The organism is Herbaspirillum frisingense GSF30, assembly GCF_000300975.2.
Taxonomy (GTDB): Bacteria; Pseudomonadota; Gammaproteobacteria; order Burkholderiales; family Burkholderiaceae_D; genus Herbaspirillum; species Herbaspirillum frisingense.
The window spans coordinates 33,072-56,866 of sequence record NZ_AEEC02000030.1; the positions used below are offsets into that span (position 1 = coordinate 33,072).

The window sequence follows — 23,795 nt, forward strand, 5'->3', positions numbered from 1 at the left end:
CGTTATTCAGGTAAGGCCATCCGGATGCCGAGGCCGATGAAGGCACAACCTGCAAGGCGGTTCAGATGGACGGAGGCGTTGGCGCGGCGACGGAACCAGGCGCCGACCGTGCCGGAAAACAATGCGATGGCGCTGAAGATGAGGAAGGCCTGGGCAATGAACACCAGGGCCAGCACCAGCATCTGCAGGGCTTCGTGACCGGCTTCGCGCTGCACGAATTGCGGCAGGAAGGCGATGAAGAACAGGGTCACCTTGGGATTGAGCATGTTGGCCAGGACGCTTTGCCAGTAGATGCGACGCAACGGCACGGCGGCCGCAGCCTGCCCTTCTCCGGCCAGCGCGATACCGGCCGAGGCCGAGCGCAAGGTGCGATAGCCGAGGTAAGCGAGATAAGCCGCGCCCGCGTATTGCAGGGCATGATAGGCCGGCGGATAGGCCTTGATCACGGCAGCGAAGCCCAGCACCGCCAGCAGGGTATGGAAGATCAGTCCCGAGCTGAAGCCGGCAGCAGCCACCAGACCCGCCTTGCGGCCCTGGACGATGCCGCGCGTGAGCACGTAGATGTTGTCCGGGCCGGGGGCCAGGGTCAGCGTCATCGCGGCCAGCAGGAAGAGGAACAGGTTGGGCATGGTGGCGGCTCCGCAATCAGCCTTCGATCAGGGCGAAGGCATCGCCGATCTCGGCGCCGAACTTGTCCAGGAACATCAGCTGGCGCACCAGCTGGCCGGCGCCGGCGTAGTCGCCCGCGTCCAGCAGCGCTTCGATGCGGCCGATCTCGGCCTTCTTCTCGCTCAGCAGTGCGGTGTTGAGCTGTTCCAGCGCATCGAGATCCTTGCCGGCTTTGGCGTCGTCCAGGGTTTCGCGCCATTCCATCTGCTGCATCAGGAAGGCCGGTGCCATGGCGGTGTTGGATTCGGTCTGCAGGTCCACGCCGTGCAGTTCACACAGGTAGCGCGCACGCTTCAAGGGATTCTTCAGCGTCTGGTAGGCCTCGTTGGCGCGGGTGGCCCACTGCATGGCCACGCGCTTTTCGGCATCGCTGGCATGGGCGAACTTGTCCGGGTGGGCCTGGCTCTGCACCTGGTGGTAAGCCTGCTCCAGCGCCTTCTGGTCGATGGCGAAGCGCTGCGGCAACTGGAACAGGTCGTAGTGGTTTTGCATGGCTGAAAAATAAAAAGCCTGTCGGACTGCAACAGGCTTGGCACATCAGGGACGGCAAACGGTGACCGGGTCAGCTCCGCAGGGAGCGATCACGAGGCTGTCACGGTATCGGCTAAGCACTGGCCGCCTCGCGGCTGGGCCGGCGCGACGGCTTGGTTCAGGATCAGAAACTCAGAAGCAGAATCAGATGCAGCGATCAGATGCGGAAGCTTTCGCCACAGCCGCACTCATCCTTCACGTTCGGGTTCTGGAACTTGAAACCTTCGTTCAGGCCTTCGCGCGCGAAGTCCAGTTCGGTACCGTCGATGTAGGGCAGGCTCTTGGGATCGACGAAGACACGCACGCCATGCGACTCGAAGACGGTGTCTTCGGACGATTGCTCATCCACGTACTCCAGCTTGTACGCCAGGCCGGAGCAGCCGGTGGTACGTACGCCCAGGCGCAGGCCGATGCCCTTGCCACGACGCTCCATGTACCGGCTGATGTGTTTTGCTGCCTTCTCTGTCAACGTGATTGCCATGATGCTTGCCTTACGAAATCGAAAACCACGGAGCGGGTACCTGCTGTCGCAAAAGGCCGATCAGGCGGCCTTCTGTTCCGCGCCGTGCTTGGCCTTGTAGTCCTGCACCGCTGCCTTGATGGCGTCTTCGGCCAGGATCGAGCAGTGGATCTTCACCGGCGGCAGTGCCAGCTCTTCGGCGATCTGGGTGTTCTTGATGGACAGCGCTTCGTCCAGGGTCTTGCCCTTGACCCACTCGGTCACCAGCGACGAGGAGGCGATGGCCGAACCGCAGCCATAGGTCTTGAACTTGGCGTCCTGGATCACGCCATCGGCGCCGACCTTGATCTGCAGCTTCATCACGTCGCCGCAGGCCGGGGCGCCGACCATGCCGGTGCCGACCGTGTCGTCGCCCTTTTCGAAGGCGCCGACGTTGCGGGGATTTTCATAGTGATCGAGTACTTTTTCCGAATAAGACATGTTCTTGCTCCCTAGATGATGGTATCGACCATCGCCCCTGCACTGTGCTGTGGTTGCTGGCGATGGCTGGCAGAATCCGTGTTTAGTGGGCTGCCCACTGGATGGTGGACAGGTCCACGCCGTCCTTGTACATGTCCCACAGCGGGGACAGTTCGCGCAGCTTGCCGACCTTGCTCTTGATCAGATCGATGGTGAAATCGATGTCTTCCTCGGTGGTGAAGCGACCGATGGTGAAGCGGATCGAGCTGTGTGCCAATTCATCGCTGCGGCCCAGTGCGCGCAGCACGTAGGACGGTTCCAGGCTGGCCGAGGTGCAGGCCGAACCGGAAGAGACGGCGATATCCTTGATGGCCATGATCAGCGATTCACCTTCCACGTAGTTGAAGCTCACGTTCAGGTTGTGCGGCACGCGGTGTTCCATGTCACCGTTGATATAGGTCTCTTCAATCTCTTGCAGGCCCTTGGCCAGGCGATCGCGCATGGCGCGGATGTGGGCCAGTTCGCTGTCCATCTCTTCACGGGCGATGCGGAAGGCTTCGCCCATGCCCACGATCTGGTGGGTGGCCAGGGTACCGGAGCGCAGGCCACGCTCGTGACCGCCGCCATGCATCTGCGCTTCGATGCGCACACGCGGCTTGCGGCGCACGTACAGGGCACCGATGCCCTTGGGGCCGTAACTCTTGTGGGCGGAGAAGCTCATCAGGTCGACCTTCCAGTTTTCCAGGTCGATCTTGACCTTGCCGGTAGCCTGGGCGGCATCGCTGTGGAAGATGATGCCCTTGGAGCGGCAGAACTCGCCGATTTCCGGCACCGGCTGGATCACGCCGATTTCGTTGTTGACCAGCATGACCGAGACCAGGATGGTGTCCGGACGCACGGCCGCGGCGATCTGCTCGACCGTCACCAGACCATTGTCCTGCGGCTGCAGGTAGGTCGCTTCGAAGCCCACGCGTTCCAGTTCGCGGAAGGTATCCAGCACCGCCTTGTGCTCGGTCTTGACGGTGATGATGTGCTTGCCCTTGGACTTGTAGAACTGTGCCGCGCCCTTGATGGCCAGGTTGTTGCTCTCGGTGGCGCCGGAGGTCCAGATGATCTCGCGGGAATCGGCATTGACCAGCTTGGCCACTTCTTCACGCGCCTCTTCCACGGCCTTTTCGGCGGTCCAGCCATACATGTGGCTGCGCGAAGCGGGATTACCGAACTGCTCGCGCAGGTAGGGAATCATCTTGTCGGCCACGCGCGGATCGACCGGGGTGGTCGCCGAGTAGTCCATGTAGATCGGGAAGTGCGGAGCCTTGATGGTCTCCAGCAGGCTTTTTTCCAGGGGTGCGTTCATAGGTCCTTGCTCCAAATCAGGCTGCGGCTTGCGGGCGGTGCATCACCACCACGCTCTGCGAGTCGGCGGCACGATGCTCCGTCGGCTTGGGTTCTTTTTGCTGGTCGACCAGATCCTGGAGCGATACCGAATCCAGGTACTCGACCATCTTTTCGTTCAGGGTAGACCAGAGGTCATGCGTCATACAGCGCGTGCCGCCCGGGTGCACCGCGCTGTGGCAGTTTTCCTTGCCGCCGCACTGGGTCGCATCCAGCGGTTCGTCCACCGCGATGATGATGTCGGCCACCGAGACGTCGGCGGCCTTGCGTGCCAGGTTATAACCACCGCCGGGCCCTCTCACGGACTCGACGATCTGGTGTCGTCGCAACTTGCCGAACAACTGCTCCAGATATGATAGAGAAATTTCCTGGCGCTCGCTGATGGCCGACAACGTGACGGGGCCCTTGCCCTGGCGCAAGGCCAGATCAATCATCGCCGTCACGGCAAAACGACCTTTGGTGGTAAGACGCATGGAGTTCGCTCCAGAAACAAATGAACCGGCGGTGCCGATTGCCCTGAATTCCCGAATATTTGAGTCAAGTATATCAAACCCGAGTAATTCTGTCAGGTACCGTGCATGCGCAATGTCGGAGCATCCAAGCGACCAGATCAAATTTCCTGCAATTGGGAAGGAAACTTGTCTGACCTCTTGTCGAAATTGGGCTACTCTCTGGGCTACGGCTGGCATCGGCGTCGACCCTCTTGATCCGTCTGGTAAGATGGCGCGACAATTTTCTTCTGGCCAGATGCGGACCGCCCACTAAAACACAAGCCGGGTCCGCCAGCGCCGCCCTCCCAAGAAACAGAACGATATGGATGTGAGCGATACCCCCAATCCGCTGCTGCGCCCGCGCCGCAAGCCCCAGAGCCTGTCGCAGGAGGTCGTGGCAGCGTTGTCGGCAATGATCGACAACGGCAGCCTCAAACCCGGCGACAAGCTGCCAACGGAATCCGAAATCATGCAGACCCAGGGTGTCTCCCGCACCGTGGTGCGCGAAGCCATCTCACGCCTGCAGGCGGCCGGCCAGGTGGAGACCCGGCACGGCATCGGTACCTTCGTACTGGAAGCCCGCAAAGGCTCCAACATCAATATCGACCCGGCCACCATCACCACCATGCGCGACCTGCTGGCGCTGCTGGAGCTGCGCATCAGCCTGGAAACCGAAACCGCCGGGCTGGCAGCCGCCCGCCGCAGCGAAGAACAGTTGCAGGAAATCCGCGAGGCGCTGGACCTGTTCCGCGCCAACCAGCAAGCTGGCGGCGATACGGTAGGCCCGGACTTCCGCTTCCACTTCGCCATCGCCAATGCCACCGGCAACCGCTATTTCATCGAGATCATCAGCCACCTGGGCATGGGCGTGATCCCGCGCAAGCGCATCAACACCGCCGAACTGGCGCACGACCAGCAGGCCAGCTACCTGGACCGCGTGCAGCGCGAGCATGAAGACATCTTTGAGGCCATCGCCCGTGGCGACGCCGAGGCCGCCCGCGCCGCCATGCGCAATCACCTGACCAACAGCCGCGAGCGCCTGCGCCGGGCACAGCAGGAAGCGGAATCGGGCGCAGCCGGCAACGCCAGTTGAGCCCCGCGTAGTTCATCCCACCGCACGTCCCCACCGTTGGCAACCCAAGCCCTGCCAGCGGTGGGCACCCGCCAGCCCTCCCCGGCCGCTGCACCATCCTCCGCCCCCTGCCTCACCTCACCTGCAGCACCTCCTCCCTGGCTCCCCTCCTTAGTCCAACACGTCACAATAAATTGCTGGATTTCTGAAATCTTATGTTGTACGATGACTGATGTCATATGCAGTTTTGATCGGAACCCGGTGTCCGTCCCGCTGACTTGCGCCCGGGCCTCCGTTTCCACCCTATTTCCAACTGATTTCCAACGGCGTCGAGCGAAAACATGTCCCAGTACACACCCCAAGACCTCAAACAGATCCTCTCTTCCGGCCTGCTGTCCTTCCCGCTGACCGACTTCGACGAGCAGGGCGATTTCCGCCCCAAGACCTATATCGAGCGCCTGGAATGGCTGGCTCCGTACGGCGCCAGCGCCCTGTTCGCCGCTGGCGGCACGGGTGAATTCTTCTCTCTGGTGCCGGGCGAGTATTCGGACATCATCCGCACCGCCGTGGATACCTGCCGTGGCAAGGTGCCCATCATCGCCGGTGCCGGCGGCTCCACCCGCGCAGCCATCGCCTATGCCCAGGAAGCCGAACGCCTGGGTGCGCACGGCATCCTGCTGATGCCGCACTACCTGACCGAAGCCAGCCAGGACGGTATCGCCGCCCACGTGGAAGCGGTCTGCAAATCGGTCAATTTCGGCGTGATCATCTACAACCGCGCCGTCTGCAAGCTCAACGCCGAGACCCTGCAAAAGCTGGCCGACCGCTGCCCGAACCTGATCGGTTTCAAGGACGGCGTCGGCGAGATCGAGCCGATGGTGCACATCCGCCGCAAGCTGGGCGACCGCTTCACCTACCTGGGTGGCCTGCCGACGGCCGAAGTGTACGCCGCTGCCTACAAGGCACTGGGCGTGCCGGTCTACTCCTCGGCAGTGTTCAACTTCATCCCCAAGACGGCCGTGCAGTTCTACGAAGCCATCGCCAAGGACGACCACGCCACCGTGGGCAAGCTGATCGACGACTTCTTCCTGCCCTACCTGGAAATCCGCAACCGCAAGGCTGGTTACGCCGTCTCCATCGTCAAGGCCGGTGCCAAGATCGTGGGTCACGATGCCGGTCCGGTGCGTACCCCGCTGACCGATTGCACCCCGCAGGAGCATGAAGAGCTGGCTGCGCTGATCAAGAAGCTGGGTCCGCAGTAAGGATGTAATGAGCCCGCTTGGGCTCGCATGAGAATCAGCAAGACCAAGGGCCGCAGAAATCTGCGGCCCTTTTGCTTGACCGCCCCGCTGACGGGGTGCGTGCACGAAAAAAAACCTCCGACGCCAGTGCGACGGAGGTTTCTTTCCACTCAGGTCCGGCCAGGCCGGCATCCTGATGACGGGTTCAGAACTCTTCCCAATCCTGGGCGTCGTCCTTGCCCCGGGCGCTGGCCGATGAGCTCGCCGATGCGCCGGCCGGCTTGGCCGGCTTGGCTGGTTTGGCCGGGGGCAGCTTGGGCGCGGCAGCAGGAGCGGCCTTGGGCGCAACCGGCGCGCTGACCGACGCCATCGCAGGCGCAGCCTGGGGTGCCGGTGCTGCCTTGGGCATGGGGCGCGCCTTGACCGACGCACTGGCGACCTGATGCGCATCGATCTTGAAGATGCTGACTGCAGCCACCAGGTTGGTGGCCTGCGCCTGCAAGGACTGGGCGGCGGCCGCGGCTTCTTCCACCAGCGCCGCGTTCTGCTGGGTCACCTCGTCCATCTGGGTGATGGCCCGGTTGACCTGCTCGATCCCGGTGCTCTGCTCGCGGCTGGCTTCGGCGATCTCGCCCACGATGTCGGTGACGCGCTGCACGCTGGTGACCACCTCGCTCATGGTGGCGCCAGCCTGCTCGACCAGCTGGCTGCCGGCCTCGACCTTGTCCACCGAATCGTCGATGAGGGACTTGATTTCCTTGGCGGCAGCGGCGGAGCGCTGGGCCAGGGAACGCACTTCCGACGCCACCACGGCAAAGCCGCGGCCCTGCTCGCCGGCACGGGCCGCTTCCACCGCTGCGTTGAGCGCCAGGATGTTGGTCTGGAAGGCAATGCCGTCGATCACGCTGATGATGTCCACGATCTTGCGCGAGGATTCATTGATGGCCTGCATCGTATCAACCACCTGCGATACCACCTCGCCACCCTTGCTGGCGGTGGAGGAAGCCGAATGCGCCAGCTGGTTGGCCTGCAGGGCATTCTCGGCGTTCTGCTTGACGGTGCCGGTCAATTCCTCCATCGAGGCGGCGGTCTCTTCCAGGGAGCTGGCCTGCTGCTCGGTGCGCGAGGACAGGTCCATGTTGCCGGCGGCGATTTCCTTGGCATTGGTGTCGATGCTGTCGGAACTGCTGCGCACGCTGGACACCGTCGTCAGCAGCGCCTGCTGCATGCTGCGGATGGCGGCGAACAGGCGACCGATCTCGTTCTTGCTTTCGACGTCGACCTTGGTGGTCAGGTCGCCATTGGCCACCAGGTCCAGCAGGTGCACAGCGCGATTGAGGGGCGTGAGCACGATGTTGCGCAGCATGAAGTGCACGCCGATGACCAGGAACATGGCACCGATGAGACCGGCCACGACCAGCCACACCACCAGGTTGTATTCACGCTGGCGTTCGGTGGTGGCCTTGTCGTTGAGCTCCATGGCCCGCTTCTGGTAGACGTCCAGCGCGGTCGAGAAGCGCGCGCCACCCTTGCTGATGAAGTTGTTGTTGAGCTGCGAATAGGCGGCGGCATCACCGCTCCTGAGCACCTCGGTGGCCTTCTTCAGGATCTCGTTCAAGGCCTTGGCCGATTCGATCAATTCGGTCTTGGTGGCAGGATCCTGGCCCTCCAGATCGGGGAGCTTGGCGTAGTCGTCCAGGTATTTGAGACTACGTTCGTAGGTGGTCTGGGCGCTCTTGAAGGCCGCGTCGATCACGGCCTGGTCACCCTTTTCCATCAAGGTCGAATAGATGCGGGACTGCGCTGCGCGGGTGCGCGTGGTGTCCTTGTAGGCATCATTGATCAACAAGGCGCGCTCGGTGATCTCGTGCACATACTCGGTCGCATGATTGGCCCGGCCCAGGGCAAAGATGCCGACCGCAGCACCGACCACGATCATGCAAGAAAACAGCGCAAGCGCGCTCATCAGGCTGAAGCGAACCGTAAGATTCCGCATTCCCTCTCTCCGCTTAATTTTTGGACAACATTAGAAATGAGACTAGCACCTGACGATACAGCAGCCGCCCCTTCTCCAATCGGACGGCAACCAGACCAAAACCACCCTATTTCCCGGTTAGGGCGGCCAGCAGGCTGTCAAGCGGCATTGTGCAATGGCAACGCGAGGCGCCGCCTGTCCTGGATCAAGCTGCGTGCAAAAGAGACAGAAATTGGCCTTGTCATATGAACATCATGACAAGGTCGGTCGCCCATCAGACGCTGGGCCGGGTAGCCCGGGGCTGTATGGGGAAGGATCACGGCAGGTCGATGATCTCGACCCAGTTGGGGTTGCGGCCCAGGGTATAGCGCAGGACCGGCGTGAGGGCGCCAGTATCGCGGTCGATGGCGTAGCTGGTCAGGCCGGCCTTCTGCCCGACCGCCAGCAGGTAGCGGCCACGCGGGTCGATGTTGAAACCGCGCGGCTGGGTTTCGGTGGGGATGTTGAGGATGCGGGTGAGCTTGCCGCTGGCGGGGTCGACCCTGAAGCCGGTCAGGGTATTGGAGCTGCGCTCGGAAGCGTAAAGGAAACGGCCGTCCGGGGTCAGGTGCAGATCGGCCGCGGCCAGTTGCTCGCTGGTCTTGAAGCCCTCGGGCAGGAGCGAGTCGCTACCCAGCAGGCTGAGGGTGCCGTTCTGACGGTCATAGGCGTAGGTACTGACGGTGGCATCAAGCTCATTGGTCGAATAGACGAAACGCTGGTCCCGTGAAAACACGAAATGACGCGGCCCCGCCCCGGCCTGGGTGCTGACTGCGGGCGGCGTATTGGCAGTGAGCTTGCCGGTGGCGGCGTCGAAACGGTATTGCAGGATCACATCGCTGCCCAGGTTGCTGGCGAAGACGTGCGTATTGTCAGGGTCGACCTGTACCGAGTGGGCGTTCTTGCCGGTAGGGATCACGGCCAGCGGCGGGGTCTGCACCACGCCATCGGCACCAATGGCATTGACCGATATCTTGTTGCCGGAGTACGACGCCGCCAGCAGGTAGCGCCCGGTACGGTCGGTGGCGATGTTGGCCATGTTGTCGGCCAGCGGCGTCTTGGAGAGCGCCTTGAGCATGCCGCTGGCGGGGTCGATGGCGTAGCTGAGCACCGCGTAAGGCTGGCCGCGCAGGGCGGCATACAGGTATTTGTGATCGGGGCTGATGGCCAGCGGCATGACGGTACTGCCGGTGTCGACCCGGTCGATCAGGTTCACGCTGCCGTCGCCATTGAGGCGCAGCACATAGATGTCCTGGCTGTCGGCATTGGAGACATAGGCCACCGTGGCGGCGCCGGCCTGGACAGCGGCCAGGCTGAGGACGGAGGTGGCGATCAAGGTGGCAAGGCGGGACGGGGTAGCGGAAGGGTTGCGGGCGCTGTCGTGGCTCATGGTGTCTCCTGTCAATTCATATTGTTGTTCGAAAAACTGAAGCAAAAAAAAGGACCCGCAAGCGGGCCCCAAGGAAGGATCAGGTCACTGGCGCCGGATTGAACAGGGTCAGCGCGTTATGCAGTTTCCACTGCTCGGCCCAGGTGCGCTTCTTGCCGCTGGCCACATCCAGCATCAGCTGGAACAGTTCCCAGCCCACGTCCTCGATGCTGGCCTCGCCGCTGGCGATGCGGCCGGCATTGACGTCCATCAGGTCGTGCCAGCGCCGCGCCAGGTCGTTGCGGGTGGCGACCTTGATCACCGGCACCGCTGCCAGGCCATAGGGGGTGCCACGGCCGGTGGTAAAGATATGCAGGTTCATGCCGGCAGCCAGCTGCAGCGTGCCGCAGATGAAGTCAGAGGCCGGCGTGGCGGCATAGATCAAGCCCTTCTGCTGCAGCTTGTCGCCCGGCGCAAGCACGCCCGAGATCGGGCTGGAGCCGGACTTGACGATGGAGCCCATGGCCTTCTCGACGATATTGGCCAGACCGCCCTTCTTGTTGCCGGGGGTGGTATTGGCACTGCGGTCCACGCCGCCCTGCTTGAGGTAATTGTCGTACCAGTCCATCTCGCGGATCATGGCCTGCGCCACTTCCTCGTTGACCGCGCGCGAGGTCAGCTGGTCGATGCCATCGCGCACCTCGGTCACCTCCGAGAACATCACCGCTGCCCCGGCCCGCACCAGCAGGTCGGTGGCGAAGCCCACGGCGGGGTTGGCGGTCACGCCGGAGAAGGCATCGCTGCCACCGCACTGCACGCCCACCACCAGGTCGGAAGCCGGGCAGGTCTCGCGACGGCGCTTGTCGAGCTCGGTCAGGCGCGCCTCGGCCATCTTCATGATGGAGTCGATCATGGAGTTGAAGCCCACGTGCTCCGCATCCTGCAGGCAGACCACATAGGGCTCGCCGGCCTTGTGGATGGGGATCATGTTTTCAGGCAGCAGGCGATTGGGCTGAAGCTTTTCGCACCCCAGGCTGACCACCATGGCCTGGCCGCCGAAGTTGGGATTCAGGCTGATGTTGCGCAGCGTGCGGATGGGGATGCCGGCATTGGGCGCATCGATGGCCACGCCGCAGCCATAGGTATGCTCCAGCGCCACCACATCTTCCACATTGGGATACTTGGGCAACAGTTCGGCGCGGATGCGCTTGACCGCGTGCTCCACCACGCCCGCCACGCATTGCACGGTGGTGGTGATGGCCAGCAGGTTGCGGGTGCCGACCGAACCATCGGCATTGCGATAACCCTCGAAGGTATAGCCTTCCAGCGGCGGCTGCGGCGCCGGCTTCTTGGTGGCGATGGGCAGGTTGTCCAGTTCGCGGGCCGGCGGCATCTGCACCAGCGATTCATCGATCCAGCTGCCCTTGGGGATATCGCGCACCGCATAGCCGATGGCCACGTCATAGCGCGTGATGGCCTCGCCCTGCTTGAGGTCGCGCAAGGCGATCTTGTGGCCTTGGGGAACACGGTCCACCAGGGTCAGCCCATCCGGGAAGACGGTGCCGGCCGGCAGGCCGCCGTCGTTGACGACGATGGCGACATTGTCGGTGTCGTTCATCATGATGTAGCGCGGGGTGGTTGCCTGGCTGGCGGCGATATCGTTGCTCATGCTAAGTCCCATACGACAGAATGCTGCGAATCAAATGAAACGGCGGCGCGTCAGGACGACGGCCGCCGGCAAGGTCTTCAGGCGTCCTTCAATTCGACGCGCTTGATTTCCTTGACGATGACAAGATAGCTGATCACCGTGATCAGTGCATTGATCCCCACGAACACCAGCGCGCCCGAGAAGGAACCGGTTTCCTTGACGATGTAGCCGATGACGATCGGAGTGGTAATGCCGGCCACGTTACCGAACATGTTGAACAATCCACCCGACAAGCCCACGATCTGCTTGGGGGCGGTATCGGCCACCACGGCCCAGCCCAGTGCGCCCACGCCCTTGCCGAAGAAGGCCAGCGCCATGATGCCCACCACCATCCACTGCGCCTCGACATAGTTGCACAGGATCATGGTCATGGACAGCAACATGCCGCCCACGATGGGGATCTTGCGCGACCAGGTCACCGACATGCCGCTCTTGATCAGGCGATCCGAGATCAGCCCGCCGACCACGCCGCCGATGAAGCCGCACACCGCCGGGATCGAGGCCACGAAACCGGCCTTGAGGATGGACATGCCGCGCTCCTGCACCAGATACACCGGGAACCAGGTCAGGAAGAAATAGGTGATCACGTTGATGCAGTACTGGCCGATATACACGCCCAGCAACATGCGGTTGGACAGCAGCTGGCGGATATACCCCTTGCCCTTGGTGGAGGGTGCAGCCACCTTGCGGTTGTCCATGTCCACCAGGCCACCGCCGGACTCGATGTGCTGCAGCTCGGCCTGATTGATGCGCGGATGGTCCTTGGGGCTGTAGATGATCTTGCCCCAGATCAGGGCCAGCGCGATGCCGACCACGCCCATCACCGTGAATACGTGGTGCCAGCTATAGGTATGGACGATCCAGGCCATCAGCGGCGTGAACAGCACGGCCGCGAAATACTGCGCCGAGTTGAAGATGGCCGAGGCCGTACCACGTTCCTTGGTCGGGAACCAGGCCGCCACGATACGGCCGTTGGCCGGGAAGGACGGCGCCTCCGCCAGACCCACCATGAAGCGCAGCAGGAACAGCGACATCACGGCCGCCCCGGTGCTCATCCAGGTCACACCCGCTTGCAGGAAAGTGAAGACCGACCACAGACCGATACTCCACATGTAGATCTTCTTGGAACCGAAACGGTCCAGCAGCCAGCCGCCCGGCAATTGCGCCAGCACATAGGCCCAGCTGAAGGCCGAGAAGATGTAGCCCATCATCACCGGGTCCAGCGACAACTCGGTCTTCATCGCCGAGCCGGCGATGGACAGGGTGGCGCGGTCGGCATAATTGACCGTGGTCACCACGAACAGCAGGAACAGGATCAGGTAACGGATATGGGTGGGCTTGCCCGCCCCGCCGGCCAGGCCGGTGTCATTGCTTTGCGCCAATTGCTTTCTCCAGGTCTCGACTCGCCTTGCAGGACCGGCCCGGTGGGCGCAGACATCCTATGACGTATTGTTGTTGATGGGTATCGATTGAATTGTTATAAGACGTCATACAACAGCACGCGCAGTATAACAGGAAGAAAGCCAACCGCAAGCGATGAATGCTTTTCCGGGCCGGGCCGCCGACTGCCCCCGGGCAGAGGCCTGAATCCCACCATCCGCGCGGGCCGCGCGGCCATTTCCCGCAACATTCACACGCCCCGACAGACGCTCGTGGGGACCATGCAAACGGGTTCGAAGCGCCGTCGCACCAGATGAAGTTGTACGACATGCTGGCCGCACCTGACGTAGCGCGCCGGCACGCGTATCATGCGCGCATTCGTCCATTCCCATGCTTCAACCATGAATACCACTCCCTCCCTGCCACCATCGCGCCCGGCAGTCCCTTGGCTCAAACCCCTGCTGTTCGTGCTGGTGGCAGCCATCGGCTTGTATTACGTCAAATGGTCCCCGTATTACCTGAAGTCTTTTGTGGCCGCCGACAAACACAGCATCGGCGCGTCCATCCTGTCCAACGCACCGACGGCGCCGTGGTCGGCGGCACTGGAATATGCCGGCGTCTACTTCGCAGCGATCTGGAAGGCCGCCGTACTGGGCGTATTGCTGGGGTCGCTGGTACAGGTCCTGGTTCCGCGCGACTGGCTGTTGCGCGTGTTCGGCCGCGCCGGTCTGGGCTCCACGCTGCGTGGCGGCCTGTTTGCACTGCCCGGCATGATGTGCAGCTGCTGCGCCGCGCCCGTGGTGGCCGGCATGCGCCGCCAGCAGGTATCGGTCGGGGCGGCGCTGGCCTTCTGGATGGCCAATCCGGTACTCAATCCGGCCACGCTGGTATTCATGGGCTTCGTGCTGGGCTGGCAGATGGCTGCGCTGCGGCTGGTGGCGGGCATCTTGCTGGTGGTGGGCGTGGCGCTGGTGGCGCAGCGCGTCTCGCAGGCCCAGGCGCAGCCAGCAGCTCTGCCGCAAGCCGCACTGGATGCCGTAGCCCAGGCAGATCAAGGCGAACAGGCAGACAGCGCCCGCCCCTTCCTGCTTCGCTGGGGTCGTCAACTCTGGCAATTGTTCTGGAGCACGATCCCGATTTACATCGTGGTGGTCCTGGCCCTGGGCGCGGCCCGTGTATGGCTGTTCCCCCAGGTGGATGCCAGCATGGGCAACAGCCTGCTGTGGATCGTGGCGCTGGCCGTGGTGGGCACGCTGTTCGTGATCCCGACGGCAGCCGAAATCCCCATCGTGCAATCCATGCTGTCCCTGGGCATGGGCGTCGGTCCGGCTGTGGCGCTGCTGATGACACTGCCCAGCATCAGCCTGCCCTCGCTGCTGATGCTGCGCAGCTCCTTCACGCCGCGCGTGCTGGTGACGGTAACCGTCATGACAATCCTGATCGGTGCGGCCAGCGGTCTGGCCGCCGTGGCCCTGTTCTAGGGCCTGCTCAGGCCTGGGCTTGCGCCATCGACCTGGGCTGCGGCCGATGCTGGCGCAGGAAGTCGACCACCTCGGCCTGCTTGCCTGCGAACAGCAGGCGCGAGCGTTTGGCTTCGCGCTGGAAGGCATAGACCGGGTCGTAGTAGTCCGTCAGCAGGGACTCGATCCAGGCCCGGTGCAGGTCGACCACGCCATCTTTCTCCTGGCGCGCCAGGGCGGTTTCCATCAGCTGCAGCAACTGCCGGTAGCGCTGGTCGCCCAGGCGCTTGACCAGCTTGCCCAGCGCGGCCAGCAAATGGGCCCGATAGCGATCGAAACCGTGACGCGGGTCCAGCGCCAGATACTCCTCGCTCAAGCCACTGACATAGTCGCGCAGGATGCGCTCCACGCGCCCTGCCCGGCTGTCTTCCAGCCACACCATGGGCAGACTCTGCATGCGCTGGTGCAGCGCCAGTGGCAAGGCGCAGGCGCCGATCAGGCGGCTCTCGTCTTCCAGCGCGAACCAGTGATGGCCCTGCGCACGCAGCTTGATCATGGCAATCGCCAGCCGGTGCTCGAAATCGATGGGTGCCGGCTGCGCCGAAGCGCGCTTGCCGAAGCTGGAGCCACGGTGGTTGGCGTAGGCTTCCAGATCCAGCGCATTGTCCAGCTGCAGCAGCACATCGGTCTTGCCGCTGCCGGTCATGCCGCCCACTACCACGAACTGGCATTGCGCCAGCGCCTCTTCGATGGACTGCATCAGGAAATGCCGCAGCGCCTTGTAGCCGCCAGCCACGCGGGGATAGGCGATGCCGGCTTCACTTTTCAACCATTGCTGGGTGATCTGCGAGCGCAGACCACCACGAAAACAGTACAGGCAGCCCTCGGGATGCGCCTGCGCAAATCGCGCCCAGGCGGCAATGCGCGCTTCCTTGACCGGCCCGCTGACCAGCTGCTGCCCCAGTTCGATGGCCGATTGCTGCCCCTCTTCCTTGTAGCGCAGGCCGACCTGATGGCGCTCGCTATCGTTCATCAGCGGCAGGTTCACTGCCGTCGGAAACGCCCCTTTGCCGAATTCCACCGGCGCCCGCGCATCCAGCATGGGCGTATCGGCCAGAAACAGCGCCTGACTGGGCTGGATATCGGCCATCAGAGGACCTCGACGGCGTATCGCTGTCGTTCCACCAGTTCGCCGATGGGAGCCAGTTCCAGGCCCAGCGCAGCCGCCGTGGCGAGGAATTCGGGATTGGCCTCGGGGCGTACCGCCACCAGCAAGCCGCCGCTGGTTTGCGGGTCGCACAGCAGGTGCTTCTGGCTATCGCTCAGCGGGCTGATCCTGGCGCCATAGCTCTCGAAATTGCGCAAGGTACCACCCGGCACGCAGCCTTCAGCGAGGTAATACGGCACGCCCGGCAGGCTCGGTACGCGACCCGATTCGATGCGCGCCGTCAGGCCACTGCCGTCGCACATCTCGACCAGGTGACCCAGCAGGCCGAAGCCGGTCACGTCGGTCATGGCGGTCACCCCGGCCAGCTTGCCGAAGCGGCTGCCGGGCTGGTTGAGCTTGCACATCCAGTCACGCGCGCTGCCCACGTCTTCGGCACGCAGCTTGCCCTTTTTCTCGGCGGTGGTAAGGATGCCGATGCCCAGTGGTTTGGTGAGATAGAGCAGGCAGCCGGCGGTGGCGGTGTCATTGCGCTTCATGTTGCGCTTGTCGACCACGCCCGTCACGGCCAGGCCGAAGATGGGCTCCGGCGCATCGATGGAATGGCCACCGGCCAGCGGGATGCCGGCCGCATCGCAGGCCGCGCGGCCGCCGCGCACCACTTCACGCGCCACCTCAGGCGGCAGCACATTGACCGGCCAGCCCAGGATGGCGATGGCCATCAGCGGGTCGCCGCCCATGGCGTAGATGTCGCTGATGGCATTGGTGGCGGCGATGCGTCCGAAGTCGAAGGGATCGTCGACGATGGGCATGAAGAAATCGGTGGTCGAGACCACGCCACGCTCTTCGTCGATGGCATAGACGGCAGCGTCATCGCGGGAGGCGTTGCCCACCCACAGCTTGGGGTCCAGATGCTGGGCGCCACTACCGGCGAGGATCACTTCCAGCACCTGCGGTGAAATCTTGCAGCCGCAACCGGCACCATGGCTGTACTGGGTCAGACGAATGGGTTCGCTCATGGGAATGTCCTGGCTGTTCGGAGGGGATGCCGATTCTAGCAGCGTTTGAGGGGGCTCAACGCACGGTAGCTCAAGCACAGCAGGCGGTAAGATGATGCGCCAGAAATTGGCTCGAATGCGCTGGTTTCCAGCGCATTCCGCATGGTACCAGACAGACTTTGCCCCATGCCGACGCGGCACCAAAAACAAAAAGCCCCGCAAGAAACTTGCGAGGCTTTCGTATTCTGGCTCCCCGACCTGGACTCGAACCAGGGACCTGCGGATTAACAGTCCGTCGCTCTACCGACTGAGCTATCAGGGATCAATTGAGGGCGCGATTATGAACGATTTTTTTCCGAATGACCAGAGAGGAAAACGAAAATTTTTTACACCGTTCTGCATCGTGGCGGCATAGCCCTGCCGCCCTTGCGCACGACCTGCATCACAGGTCTCACACACATTGAAAAGGCCCCGCAATTGCTTGCGAGGCCTTCGTCATTCTTTGGCTCCCCGACCTGGACTCGAACCAGGGACCTGCGGATTAACAGTCCGTCGCTCTACCGACTGAGCTATCAGGGAACAGCTGAGAAAAAGATTATGACCCGATTTTTACTTCATGTCAAAACTTTTTTCAGGGAAACGGCCATTTCCTCATAGGAGAAACTGCCTTCCCGCCCGTCCGAAGACGGGACGGGAAACACCCTTCTTACAGCACCTTGGCGATGGCGTTGACGACGGCGTCGATGTTCTTGCTGTTCAACGCGGCCACGCAGATGCGGCCGGTATCGACAGCGTAGATCGAGAACTCGTTGCGCAGGCGATCCACCTGGGCCTTGGTCAGGCCGGAGTAGGAGAACATGCCGCGTTGGCGGGTAACGAAATCGAAGTCATGGCTGGGCGCCTTTTCCTTCAGCTTGGCGACCAGCAGCTGACGCATTTCGCGGATGCGCACGCGCATCTCGGCCAGTTCGTCTTCCCACAGCTTGCGCAGTTCGGGCGATGCCAGGGCGGTGGCGACCACCTGGCCACCGTGGATCGGCGGGTTGGAGTAGTTGGTGCGGACCACGCGCTTCAGTTGCGACAGCACGCGGGCGGCTTCCTCGGCGCTGGCGGCGGCGATGGACAGTGCGCCCACACGTTCGCCATACAGCGAGAAGGACTTGGAGAAGGAGTTCGACACGAACAGCGGGCCGCCGGCTTCGGCGAAGCGGCGCACCACCTGACCGTCTTCGGCGATACCGTCGCCAAAGCCCTGGTAGGCCATGTCCAGGAACGGGACCAGGCCGCGCGAGGTCACCACTTCGATGACCTGGGTCCACTGGTCGTCGGTCAGATCGGCGCCGGTGGGGTTGTGGCAGCAGGCGTGCAGCAGCACGACCGAACCAGCCTTCATGGTCTTCAAGGCGTCCAGCATGCCGGCGAAGTTCACGCCGCGGGTGGACGGGTCATAGTAGGGATAGGCGTTGACCTTGAAGCCGGCCATCTCGAATAGGGCGCGGTGGTTTTCCCAGCTCGGGTCGCTGATCCAGACTTCGGTGCCGGCCGGCGAGAAGTGCTTCAGGAAGTCGGCGCCCAGCTTCAGGGCACCGGTGCCGCCCAGGGCCTGCACGGTGATCGCACGCTTTTCGGTCACCACGGCGCTGCCGGCGCCGAAGACCAGCTCCTGCACGGCGCGGTCGTAGGTGGCCAGGCCGTCGATGGGCAGGTAGGTACGCGGGGCCAGCTTGGCCGCCAGTTCCGCCTCGGCTTTCTTCACGCATTCCAGCAGGGGCACCTTGCCGTTGTCGTCGTAGTAGACACCCACGCCCAGATTGGTCTTGGCCGTGTTCTGGTCGGCGTTATAGGCTTCGGTCACGCCCAGGATAGGGTCGCGCGGCGCCATTTCGATGGCGGAAAACAGGGAGGCGGAGACAGGTGCGTTCATCGTGATAACATGAAAAGTTAGCTGCAACAAAGCGCAGCAGAAGGAAATGGATGCAGGTCCAAGCGGCCGGACATGCACCTTTTTGCAACACTGCATTCTAACAAAAGTGGATGCCCAATCACAGATACAGCCGGGGTGAATTGCCTGCCGAATCTGCATGAGCCCATGCAGAGACGACATAACCCGCGCCGCGCAGTGTCGCGGTCTGGCACCGATGAGCTGCCGCCTGACGCCACTTTGCGTCCGGTCGCGCTGATCCCGGCATGACGTTTGCGTCTTGAACTTCCACATCCCGGCAGCATTTGATGAATATTCACGCCACCACATTGCCTGCGTGCAATGCCCCGAATCCGGGCATTGCTGCGACCCTGCGCACTGCGGCGGCCCACCGAGCAATCGAGCGACAGAGGCGAGCGACACCATGGCAGAACTGACCCCCATTAGCACCGAGCTGGACGAGAGCAAGTTCATCACCTTTCCCGACTCGCCCTTCAAGCTCTACCAGGTCTTCCCGCCGGCCGGCGACCAGCCGGCGGCCATCGACAAGCTGGTCGAAGGCGTCCACGACGGTCTGTTCTACCAGACCCTGCTGGGGGTGACCGGCTCGGGCAAGACCTACACCATGGCCAATACCATCGCCCGCCTGGGGCGCCCGGCCATCGTGTTCGCGCCCAACAAGACGCTGGCGGCGCAGCTCTACAGCGAGTTCCGCGAATTCTTCCCGCACAATGCGGTGGAATACTTCGTCAGCTACTACGACTACTACCAACCCGAAGCCTACGTCCCCCAGCGCGACCTGTTCATCGAGAAGGATTCCTCGATCAACGAACACATCGAGCAGATGCGCCTGTCCTGCACCAAGTCGCTGATGGAGCGGCGCGACGTGGTGATCGTGGCCACCGTCTCGGCCATCTACGGTATCGGTAATCCCAATGAATATCACCAGATGATCCTGACCCTGCGCGCCAAGGACAAGGTTTCGCAGCGCGACGTCATCGCCCGCCTGATCCAGATGCAGTACACCCGCAACGAAGTGGACTTCGGCCGTGGCACCTTCCGCGTACGCGGCGACACCATCGACGTGTTCCCCGCCGAGCACGCCGAACTGGCGGTGCGCATCGAGACCTTCGATGACGAGATCGACAGCCTGCAACTGTTCGACCCGCTGACCGGCCGGGTGCGCCAGAAGATTCCACGCTTCACCATCTACCCCGGCTCGCACTACGTCACGCCGCGCTCCACGGTGCTGCGCGCCATCGAGACCATCAAGCAGGAACTGGCCGAGCGCCTGGAATTCTTCCGCAAGGAAAACAAGCTCATCGAAGAACAGCGGCTGGAACAGCGCACCCGCTTCGACATCGAGATGATGACCGAGATCGGTTTCACCAAGGGTATCGAGAACTACTCGCGCCATCTCTCCGGCGCCAAGCCGGGCGATCCGCCGCCCACCCTGGTGGACTACCTGCCGCCGGATGCGGTGATGTTCCTGGATGAATCGCACGTGCTGATCGGCCAGTTGAACGGCATGTACAACGGTGACCGTGCGCGCAAGGTGAACCTGGTGGACTACGGCTTCCGCCTGCCCTCGGCGCTGGACAACCGGCCGCTGAAGTTCGACGAGTTCGAGAAGAAGATGCGCCAGACCATCTTCGTCTCGGCCACCCCGGCGGACTACGAAAACACCCATTCCGACCAGGTGGTGGAACAGGTGGTACGTCCCACCGGCCTGGTGGACCCGATCATTTCCGTGCGTCCCGCCACCACCCAGGTGGATGACCTCATGCAGGAAATCAACGACCGCGTCGCCCGCGACGAACGGGTCCTGGTGACCACACTGACCAAGCGCATGGCCGAGCAGCTGACTGAATTCCTCTCCGACAACGGTATCAAGGTGCGCTACCTGCACAGCGACATCGATACCGTGGAGCGCGTGGAGATCATCCGCGACCTGCGCCTGGGCACCTTCGATGTGGTGGTCGGCATCAACCTGCTGCGCGAAGGCCTGGACATTCCCGAAGTCTCGCTGGTGGCGATCCTGGATGCGGACAAGGAAGGCTTCCTGCGTTCCGAACGCAGCCTGATCCAGACCATCGGCCGCGCGGCGCGTAACCTGAACGGCATGGCCATCCTCTATGGCGATGTGGTGACCGACTCCATGCACAAGGCCATCGGCGAGACCGAGCGCCGCCGCGCCAGGCAGATGGCCTTCAACGAAGCCAACGGCATCGTCCCCACCGGCATCAAGAAGGAAATCCGCGAACTGATCGACGGCGTCTTCAACCCGGCCCAGGCGCGCAGCGAGCTGATGGTGGCCGAAGAGAAGAAGAACTACGAGTCCATGAGCGAGAAGCAGATCAGCAAGGAGATCAAGCGCCTGGAAAAGCAGATGCAGGAACACGCCAAGAACCTGGAGTTCGAAAAGGCGGCCGCCGCCCGCGATCAGTTGCACGTGCTGAAGCAGCAACTCTTCGGCGCGCCCGGCAGCGATACGGCCGTCGCCTGAACGCAGGCGCCAGGGTAGGCGCCATGGGAAGGCCGGCCTGGCGATCAGGCGGTATACAATGCCGCCACTTTATCGCTACGGCCGTCTGCCTTTCCCGCCCATGTCCACCGCCACTCCCGCCGCCACACCCTTCCCCGCCCTGCCCGCCGCGCTGCTGGACCTGATCCACAGCGCCCACCCTTCCTGGCACCCGGCCTTGCGCGCCGGGCTGGAGGCGATCCAGCAGGCCGATCCGGCCTACCTGGGGGCACTCGCCCAGGATGACTACCTGCCCACCGAAGGCCGGCTCTTCGCCGCCTTCCGCCAGCCTATGGACCAGGTGCGTTACGTGCTGGTGGGCGAAGGCCCCTACCCGCGCGCGGCCAGCGCCACCGGGGTGTGCTTCATGGATGGGGCGGTGGGGTCGCTGTGGTCGGACAAGGGCTTGTCCAAGCAGGTCAATCGCGCCACCTCGCTGCGCAATTTCATGAAGATGCTGCTGGTAGCCGATGGCCGCGTGCCAGCCGGCCAGACCAGTGGCGACGCCCTCGCCGGCATTGCGGCCCAGGCCCAGGCCGATACTGCCGGCACCATCCAGACCCTGGTCGACCTGCAGGACAACCTGACGGCGCACGGCTTCCTGCTGCTCAATGCCAGCCTGGTCTTCCGCGCCAACGTGGCGCCGGTCAAGGACGCCCGGGCCTGGAAGCCCTTCTTCGATACCGTGCTGCGCGCCCTGGCCGAGCACGGCGCACAACAGGCGACGCCCTTGCCCACCCTCGTCCTGTGGGGCAAGATCGCCGAACAGCTGGACAGCCTGCCGCTGGTGCAGTCCTTCCCGCGTGCCGTGGCCGAGCATCCCTATAACCTGAGCTTCATCGAACACAGCGGCATGCAGCAGCTGTTCGGTGCCATGCGGCTGCTGGAGAAGCGCCCGTAAAAGGCAGACGTCAATCCGGGTGCCGTAAACGACAAATCCCCGCTAATGGCGGGGACAGGTTCTGCGGCGCTGGGCTGCCTGCATCGCGGGTGCGATGCTGCTGGGGGTGCGATGCTACTGGGCTGCGGCTGGTGCCGCCTTCGGTTCCGACCATACGGAACCGGTCTCTTCTTTTTTCTTCAGGCGCATCGGGCCTGGTGCTGCAGGTACTGCTGACATCTAGCGGTATTTCAACTTGAGCGTCGCGCCGGAATGCGGCCGACCTACCGTCGATAGTCGAAGTCGGTTCAGATCTGCGATTGCAGCTTCCACACGGCGTGCAGGTGGCTGTGATCCAGTTGACGCAGACGGACTTCCATTTCGAAGTGATCGGTCACGCCGTCGAAATAGGCGGCATCCTGCATCTTGGCAGCATCGTTGCGCACAGGCTTGAGGGCGTGGGCGGCGATGACTTGCTGGACGGCAAACTTCACCAGCTCGACCAGCGAGCGCAAATTGTTAGAAAAACCGGCATCTTTTGCCAATATACTCACGGAGTTCATTGCAACTTCCTTCTGTTTAACGTTTGGGTGATTGAAGAATAAGGTCGCCCCTGGCGTTTGCAAAGCAACATTTTCCGACACCACTATAAGTTTTTCTTACATCATGTCGTCTTCCCTGCCCCCGTTGAAAGCCCTCAAAGTGTTCGAAGCGGCAGTCCGGACGCGGAGTCTGACGCTGGCGGCCCATGAACTTTTCATCACCCATAGCGCGGTCAGCCAGCAGATCAAGTCACTGGAAGAGTACTTCGAACAACCGTTGTTTTTACGCCAGTCGCGTGGCGTGGAGCCCACAGAAGCGGCCCTGGCCTTCTATGCCGAGGTCAAGGCCAGTCTGGACCGCATCGCACTTGCGGCAGAGCAACTGTCACTGGCCGGCAAGAGCCGCGTGGTGCGCCTGATCGCTGCGCCCTCGGTGGCCATGCGCTGGCTGATCCCGCGCCTGTCGCAGTTCCAGATCGACAACCCGCGCATCGAGGTAAGGGTGACCACGACCATGTCGGAGTATTTCGAGGATGTGAAGGATCCGTTCGACGTGATCCTCTGGCGCAGTCCGCTGGAACGCAGCCGCTATGAATGTGTGCGCTTCCTGGATGACGTCTCGGTGCCGCTGGCCTCGCCGCACTTTCTGGAGACGCACAAGATCACGGTGCCACGGGACCTGGTGGAGGTGCCGCTGATCCACCTCTCCAGCCGCTCGGCGGCCTGGTCGCAGTGGCTGGGCAAGGCCGGAGTAGCGGTGCGGCGCAAGATGCCGGGCACCGTCTATGAACACTTCTTCCTGAGCTTGCAGGCCGCCGCCACCGATCTGGGCGTGGCCATGGGGACCTTGGCGCTGGTGGACGACGACCTCGCCCACGGCCGGCTGATCCAGCTGTTCCCGGAGGTGGTCCTGCATGGAGAGGGCTTCCACATGATGTATCGCAGCAGCGCCGAGACCAACCCGGCGCTCAAGACCTTCATCATGTGGTTGAAGCAGATGGGACAGGCGTCCGCCTTCGATGCCCAACGCACCTGGCCGGCGGACTTCCCCGGCGAGCACTGAGGCTGCACCGGAGCAGGATCGCTTCAGTCGGCCGACTTGAGCACGTGCACCTTGCGGTCGGCGATCAGGTCCTTGGACTTGTCGCGGTAATCCAGCATGTGCGGCAGGGTGAAGTGCAGGCGCAGGGCATCCTCGTCCTTCCACTTCTCGACGAAGGCGAAGGTATCCGGCCCCATCGGCGCCTGGTTCGGGCCAAAACCGTCGACATCCACCACCAGACCGTATTCGATGCAGCCGGCTTCGGCGCGCACGGCGGCCAGGTTGGCGCGGGCCAGGGCCAGCAGGTCTTCACGCTTGCCGGGCTTGGCAGTGATGATGGCGACGACGGTAACGGTGCTCATGCGGGGATTCTCCTGATGTTGTTGATGGACATGCCGCCAGCCTGGCGGCGCGGGCCATCAGCATACGCGATTTGGACGCCGCCTGCCCTTTCGGGAGGGAGACGGTGCCCGG

The 23,795-nt window shown here is 63.0% G+C and carries 21 protein-coding genes and 2 tRNA genes; 6 read left to right on the forward strand and 17 right to left on the reverse strand.

Annotated features, from left to right (window positions below; translation table 11 throughout):
* Positions 1-2: 2 nt before the first annotated feature.
* The 6 genes from HFRIS_RS18285 to iscR all read right to left on the reverse strand — a co-directional run bounded on the left by HFRIS_RS18285 (position 3) and on the right by iscR (position 3,987).
* Complete coding sequence (locus tag HFRIS_RS18285) at positions 3-629, reverse strand: LysE family translocator (protein ID WP_006712824.1); 627 nt, start codon at positions 627-629, stop codon at positions 3-5.
* Between the two features lie 16 nt (positions 630-645).
* Positions 646-1,161, reverse strand: a complete 516-nt coding sequence (gene hscB / locus HFRIS_RS18290; RefSeq protein ID WP_006712825.1) for a Fe-S protein assembly co-chaperone HscB — start codon at positions 1,159-1,161, stop codon at positions 646-648.
* Between the two features lie 196 nt (positions 1,162-1,357).
* Positions 1,358-1,681 (reverse strand): iron-sulfur cluster assembly protein IscA, encoded by a 324-nt coding sequence (iscA, locus tag HFRIS_RS18295; protein WP_006712826.1) that lies wholly within the window; start codon positions 1,679-1,681, stop codon positions 1,358-1,360.
* A 60-nt stretch (positions 1,682-1,741) separates the two neighbouring features.
* Positions 1,742-2,140 carry a Fe-S cluster assembly scaffold IscU gene (gene iscU / locus HFRIS_RS18300; protein WP_006712827.1) on the reverse strand — a complete coding sequence of 133 codons (399 nt, stop codon included), beginning with the start codon at positions 2,138-2,140 and terminating at the stop codon, positions 1,742-1,744.
* An 82-nt stretch (positions 2,141-2,222) separates the two neighbouring features.
* Positions 2,223-3,476, reverse strand: a complete 1,254-nt coding sequence (locus tag HFRIS_RS18305; RefSeq protein ID WP_006712829.1) for an IscS subfamily cysteine desulfurase — start codon at positions 3,474-3,476, stop codon at positions 2,223-2,225.
* Between the two features lie 16 nt (positions 3,477-3,492).
* Entirely contained in the window at positions 3,493-3,987 is a 495-nt protein-coding gene (iscR, locus tag HFRIS_RS18310; protein ID WP_006712831.1) for a Fe-S cluster assembly transcriptional regulator IscR, read from the reverse strand.
* Between the two features lie 340 nt (positions 3,988-4,327).
* Between iscR and HFRIS_RS18315 the strand changes: the two genes are divergently transcribed.
* Together HFRIS_RS18315 and kdgD are read left to right on the forward strand one after the other, a co-directional pair.
* Positions 4,328-5,098 (forward strand): FadR/GntR family transcriptional regulator, encoded by a 771-nt coding sequence (locus HFRIS_RS18315; protein ID WP_006712834.1) that lies wholly within the window; start codon positions 4,328-4,330, stop codon positions 5,096-5,098.
* Positions 5,099-5,418: 320 nt separating this feature from the next.
* A complete protein-coding gene (gene kdgD, locus HFRIS_RS18320; RefSeq protein WP_006712835.1) occupies positions 5,419-6,339 on the forward strand; it encodes a 5-dehydro-4-deoxyglucarate dehydratase in 921 nt (306 codons plus the stop codon).
* Positions 6,340-6,523: 184 nt separating this feature from the next.
* Here the strand turns inward: kdgD and HFRIS_RS18325 are convergent, their stop codons facing one another.
* The 4 genes from HFRIS_RS18325 to HFRIS_RS18340 all read right to left on the reverse strand — a co-directional run bounded on the left by HFRIS_RS18325 (position 6,524) and on the right by HFRIS_RS18340 (position 12,791).
* Positions 6,524-8,314, reverse strand: coding sequence for a methyl-accepting chemotaxis protein (locus HFRIS_RS18325; protein WP_006712837.1), 1,791 nt, complete (start codon positions 8,312-8,314; stop codon positions 6,524-6,526).
* A 295-nt stretch (positions 8,315-8,609) separates the two neighbouring features.
* Positions 8,610-9,722, reverse strand: a complete 1,113-nt coding sequence (locus tag HFRIS_RS18330) for a lactonase family protein (RefSeq protein WP_006712839.1) — start codon at positions 9,720-9,722, stop codon at positions 8,610-8,612.
* 79 nt (positions 9,723-9,801) lie between these two features.
* A complete protein-coding gene (gene garD, locus HFRIS_RS18335) occupies positions 9,802-11,370 on the reverse strand; it encodes a galactarate dehydratase (protein ID WP_006712841.1) in 1,569 nt (522 codons plus the stop codon).
* 77 nt (positions 11,371-11,447) lie between these two features.
* Positions 11,448-12,791, reverse strand: a complete 1,344-nt coding sequence (locus HFRIS_RS18340; protein ID WP_006712843.1) for an MFS transporter — start codon at positions 12,789-12,791, stop codon at positions 11,448-11,450.
* 399 nt (positions 12,792-13,190) lie between these two features.
* Here HFRIS_RS18340 and HFRIS_RS18345 point away from each other — a divergent pair, with 399 nt between their 5' ends.
* The gene (locus tag HFRIS_RS18345) at positions 13,191-14,270 is read left to right on the forward strand and encodes a permease (protein WP_039876384.1); all 1,080 of its coding nucleotides are present in this window, start codon (positions 13,191-13,193) and stop codon (positions 14,268-14,270) included.
* Positions 14,271-14,277: 7 nt separating this feature from the next.
* On the opposite strand, the gene mnmH is transcribed toward HFRIS_RS18345, so the two are convergent.
* The 5 genes from mnmH to HFRIS_RS18370 form a co-directional block, all read right to left on the reverse strand.
* Positions 14,278-15,399 carry a tRNA 2-selenouridine(34) synthase MnmH gene (gene mnmH / locus HFRIS_RS18350; RefSeq protein ID WP_006712845.1) on the reverse strand — a complete coding sequence of 374 codons (1,122 nt, stop codon included), beginning with the start codon at positions 15,397-15,399 and terminating at the stop codon, positions 14,278-14,280.
* The gene (gene selD, locus HFRIS_RS18355) at positions 15,399-16,433 is read right to left on the reverse strand and encodes a selenide, water dikinase SelD (RefSeq protein WP_006712847.1); all 1,035 of its coding nucleotides are present in this window, start codon (positions 16,431-16,433) and stop codon (positions 15,399-15,401) included. Before selD ends, mnmH begins: the two co-directional genes overlap by 1 nt.
* Before the next feature lie 225 nt (positions 16,434-16,658).
* Positions 16,659-16,734 (reverse strand) — tRNA-Asn (locus HFRIS_RS18360).
* Between the two features lie 181 nt (positions 16,735-16,915).
* Positions 16,916-16,991: transfer RNA gene (locus HFRIS_RS18365), tRNA-Asn, on the reverse strand.
* Between the two features lie 127 nt (positions 16,992-17,118).
* Entirely contained in the window at positions 17,119-18,336 is a 1,218-nt protein-coding gene (locus tag HFRIS_RS18370; protein WP_006712848.1) for an amino acid aminotransferase, read from the reverse strand.
* A gap of 421 nt (positions 18,337-18,757) precedes the next feature.
* Between HFRIS_RS18370 and uvrB the strand changes: the two genes are divergently transcribed.
* Together uvrB and HFRIS_RS18380 are read left to right on the forward strand one after the other, a co-directional pair.
* Positions 18,758-20,839: an excinuclease ABC subunit UvrB gene (gene uvrB / locus HFRIS_RS18375; protein ID WP_006712849.1), complete on the forward strand. Its 2,082-nt coding sequence runs from the start codon at positions 18,758-18,760 to the stop codon at positions 20,837-20,839.
* Between the two features lie 100 nt (positions 20,840-20,939).
* Positions 20,940-21,758 carry a uracil-DNA glycosylase family protein gene (locus HFRIS_RS18380; RefSeq protein ID WP_039876395.1) on the forward strand — a complete coding sequence of 273 codons (819 nt, stop codon included), beginning with the start codon at positions 20,940-20,942 and terminating at the stop codon, positions 21,756-21,758.
* A 287-nt stretch (positions 21,759-22,045) separates the two neighbouring features.
* Here the strand turns inward: HFRIS_RS18380 and HFRIS_RS18385 are convergent, their stop codons facing one another.
* On the reverse strand, positions 22,046-22,300 hold the full coding sequence (locus HFRIS_RS18385; protein ID WP_006712851.1) for a hypothetical protein: 255 nt from the start codon (positions 22,298-22,300) through the stop codon (positions 22,046-22,048).
* A gap of 103 nt (positions 22,301-22,403) precedes the next feature.
* On the opposite strand from HFRIS_RS18385, the gene HFRIS_RS18390 reads away from it, so the two are divergent.
* Entirely contained in the window at positions 22,404-23,342 is a 939-nt protein-coding gene (locus HFRIS_RS18390; RefSeq protein WP_039876387.1) for a LysR substrate-binding domain-containing protein, read from the forward strand.
* A gap of 23 nt (positions 23,343-23,365) precedes the next feature.
* Here the strand turns inward: HFRIS_RS18390 and HFRIS_RS18395 are convergent, their stop codons facing one another.
* Positions 23,366-23,683, reverse strand: a complete 318-nt coding sequence (locus tag HFRIS_RS18395; RefSeq protein ID WP_006712853.1) for a putative quinol monooxygenase — start codon at positions 23,681-23,683, stop codon at positions 23,366-23,368.
* Between the last annotated feature and the right edge of the window lie 112 nt (positions 23,684-23,795).

Coding starts and splice junctions, on each gene's coding strand:
- uvrB (WP_006712849.1), top strand. CDS start 18,758: ATGGCAGAACTGACCCCCATTAGCACCGAGCTGGACGAGAGCAAGTTC.
- HFRIS_RS18325 (WP_006712837.1), bottom strand. CDS start 8,314: ATGCGGAATCTTACGGTTCGCTTCAGCCTGATGAGCGCGCTTGCGCTG.
- iscU (WP_006712827.1), bottom strand. CDS start 2,140: ATGTCTTATTCGGAAAAAGTACTCGATCACTATGAAAATCCCCGCAAC.
- selD (WP_006712847.1), bottom strand. CDS start 16,433: ATGAGCGAACCCATTCGTCTGACCCAGTACAGCCATGGTGCCGGTTGC.
- hscB (WP_006712825.1), bottom strand. CDS start 1,161: ATGCAAAACCACTACGACCTGTTCCAGTTGCCGCAGCGCTTCGCCATC.
- HFRIS_RS18385 (WP_006712851.1), bottom strand. CDS start 22,300: ATGAACTCCGTGAGTATATTGGCAAAAGATGCCGGTTTTTCTAACAAT.
- mnmH (WP_006712845.1), bottom strand. CDS start 15,399: ATGGCCGATATCCAGCCCAGTCAGGCGCTGTTTCTGGCCGATACGCCC.
- HFRIS_RS18305 (WP_006712829.1), bottom strand. CDS start 3,476: ATGAACGCACCCCTGGAAAAAAGCCTGCTGGAGACCATCAAGGCTCCG.
- garD (WP_006712841.1), bottom strand. CDS start 11,370: ATGAGCAACGATATCGCCGCCAGCCAGGCAACCACCCCGCGCTACATC.
- HFRIS_RS18345 (WP_039876384.1), top strand. CDS start 13,191: ATGAATACCACTCCCTCCCTGCCACCATCGCGCCCGGCAGTCCCTTGG.
- HFRIS_RS18315 (WP_006712834.1), top strand. CDS start 4,328: ATGGATGTGAGCGATACCCCCAATCCGCTGCTGCGCCCGCGCCGCAAG.
- iscA (WP_006712826.1), bottom strand. CDS start 1,681: ATGGCAATCACGTTGACAGAGAAGGCAGCAAAACACATCAGCCGGTAC.
- kdgD (WP_006712835.1), top strand. CDS start 5,419: ATGTCCCAGTACACACCCCAAGACCTCAAACAGATCCTCTCTTCCGGC.
- HFRIS_RS18370 (WP_006712848.1), bottom strand. CDS start 18,336: ATGAACGCACCTGTCTCCGCCTCCCTGTTTTCCGCCATCGAAATGGCG.
- HFRIS_RS18330 (WP_006712839.1), bottom strand. CDS start 9,722: ATGAGCCACGACAGCGCCCGCAACCCTTCCGCTACCCCGTCCCGCCTT.
- HFRIS_RS18285 (WP_006712824.1), bottom strand. CDS start 629: ATGCCCAACCTGTTCCTCTTCCTGCTGGCCGCGATGACGCTGACCCTG.
- HFRIS_RS18395 (WP_006712853.1), bottom strand. CDS start 23,683: ATGAGCACCGTTACCGTCGTCGCCATCATCACTGCCAAGCCCGGCAAG.
- HFRIS_RS18390 (WP_039876387.1), top strand. CDS start 22,404: ATGTCGTCTTCCCTGCCCCCGTTGAAAGCCCTCAAAGTGTTCGAAGCG.
- HFRIS_RS18380 (WP_039876395.1), top strand. CDS start 20,940: ATGTCCACCGCCACTCCCGCCGCCACACCCTTCCCCGCCCTGCCCGCC.
- iscR (WP_006712831.1), bottom strand. CDS start 3,987: ATGCGTCTTACCACCAAAGGTCGTTTTGCCGTGACGGCGATGATTGAT.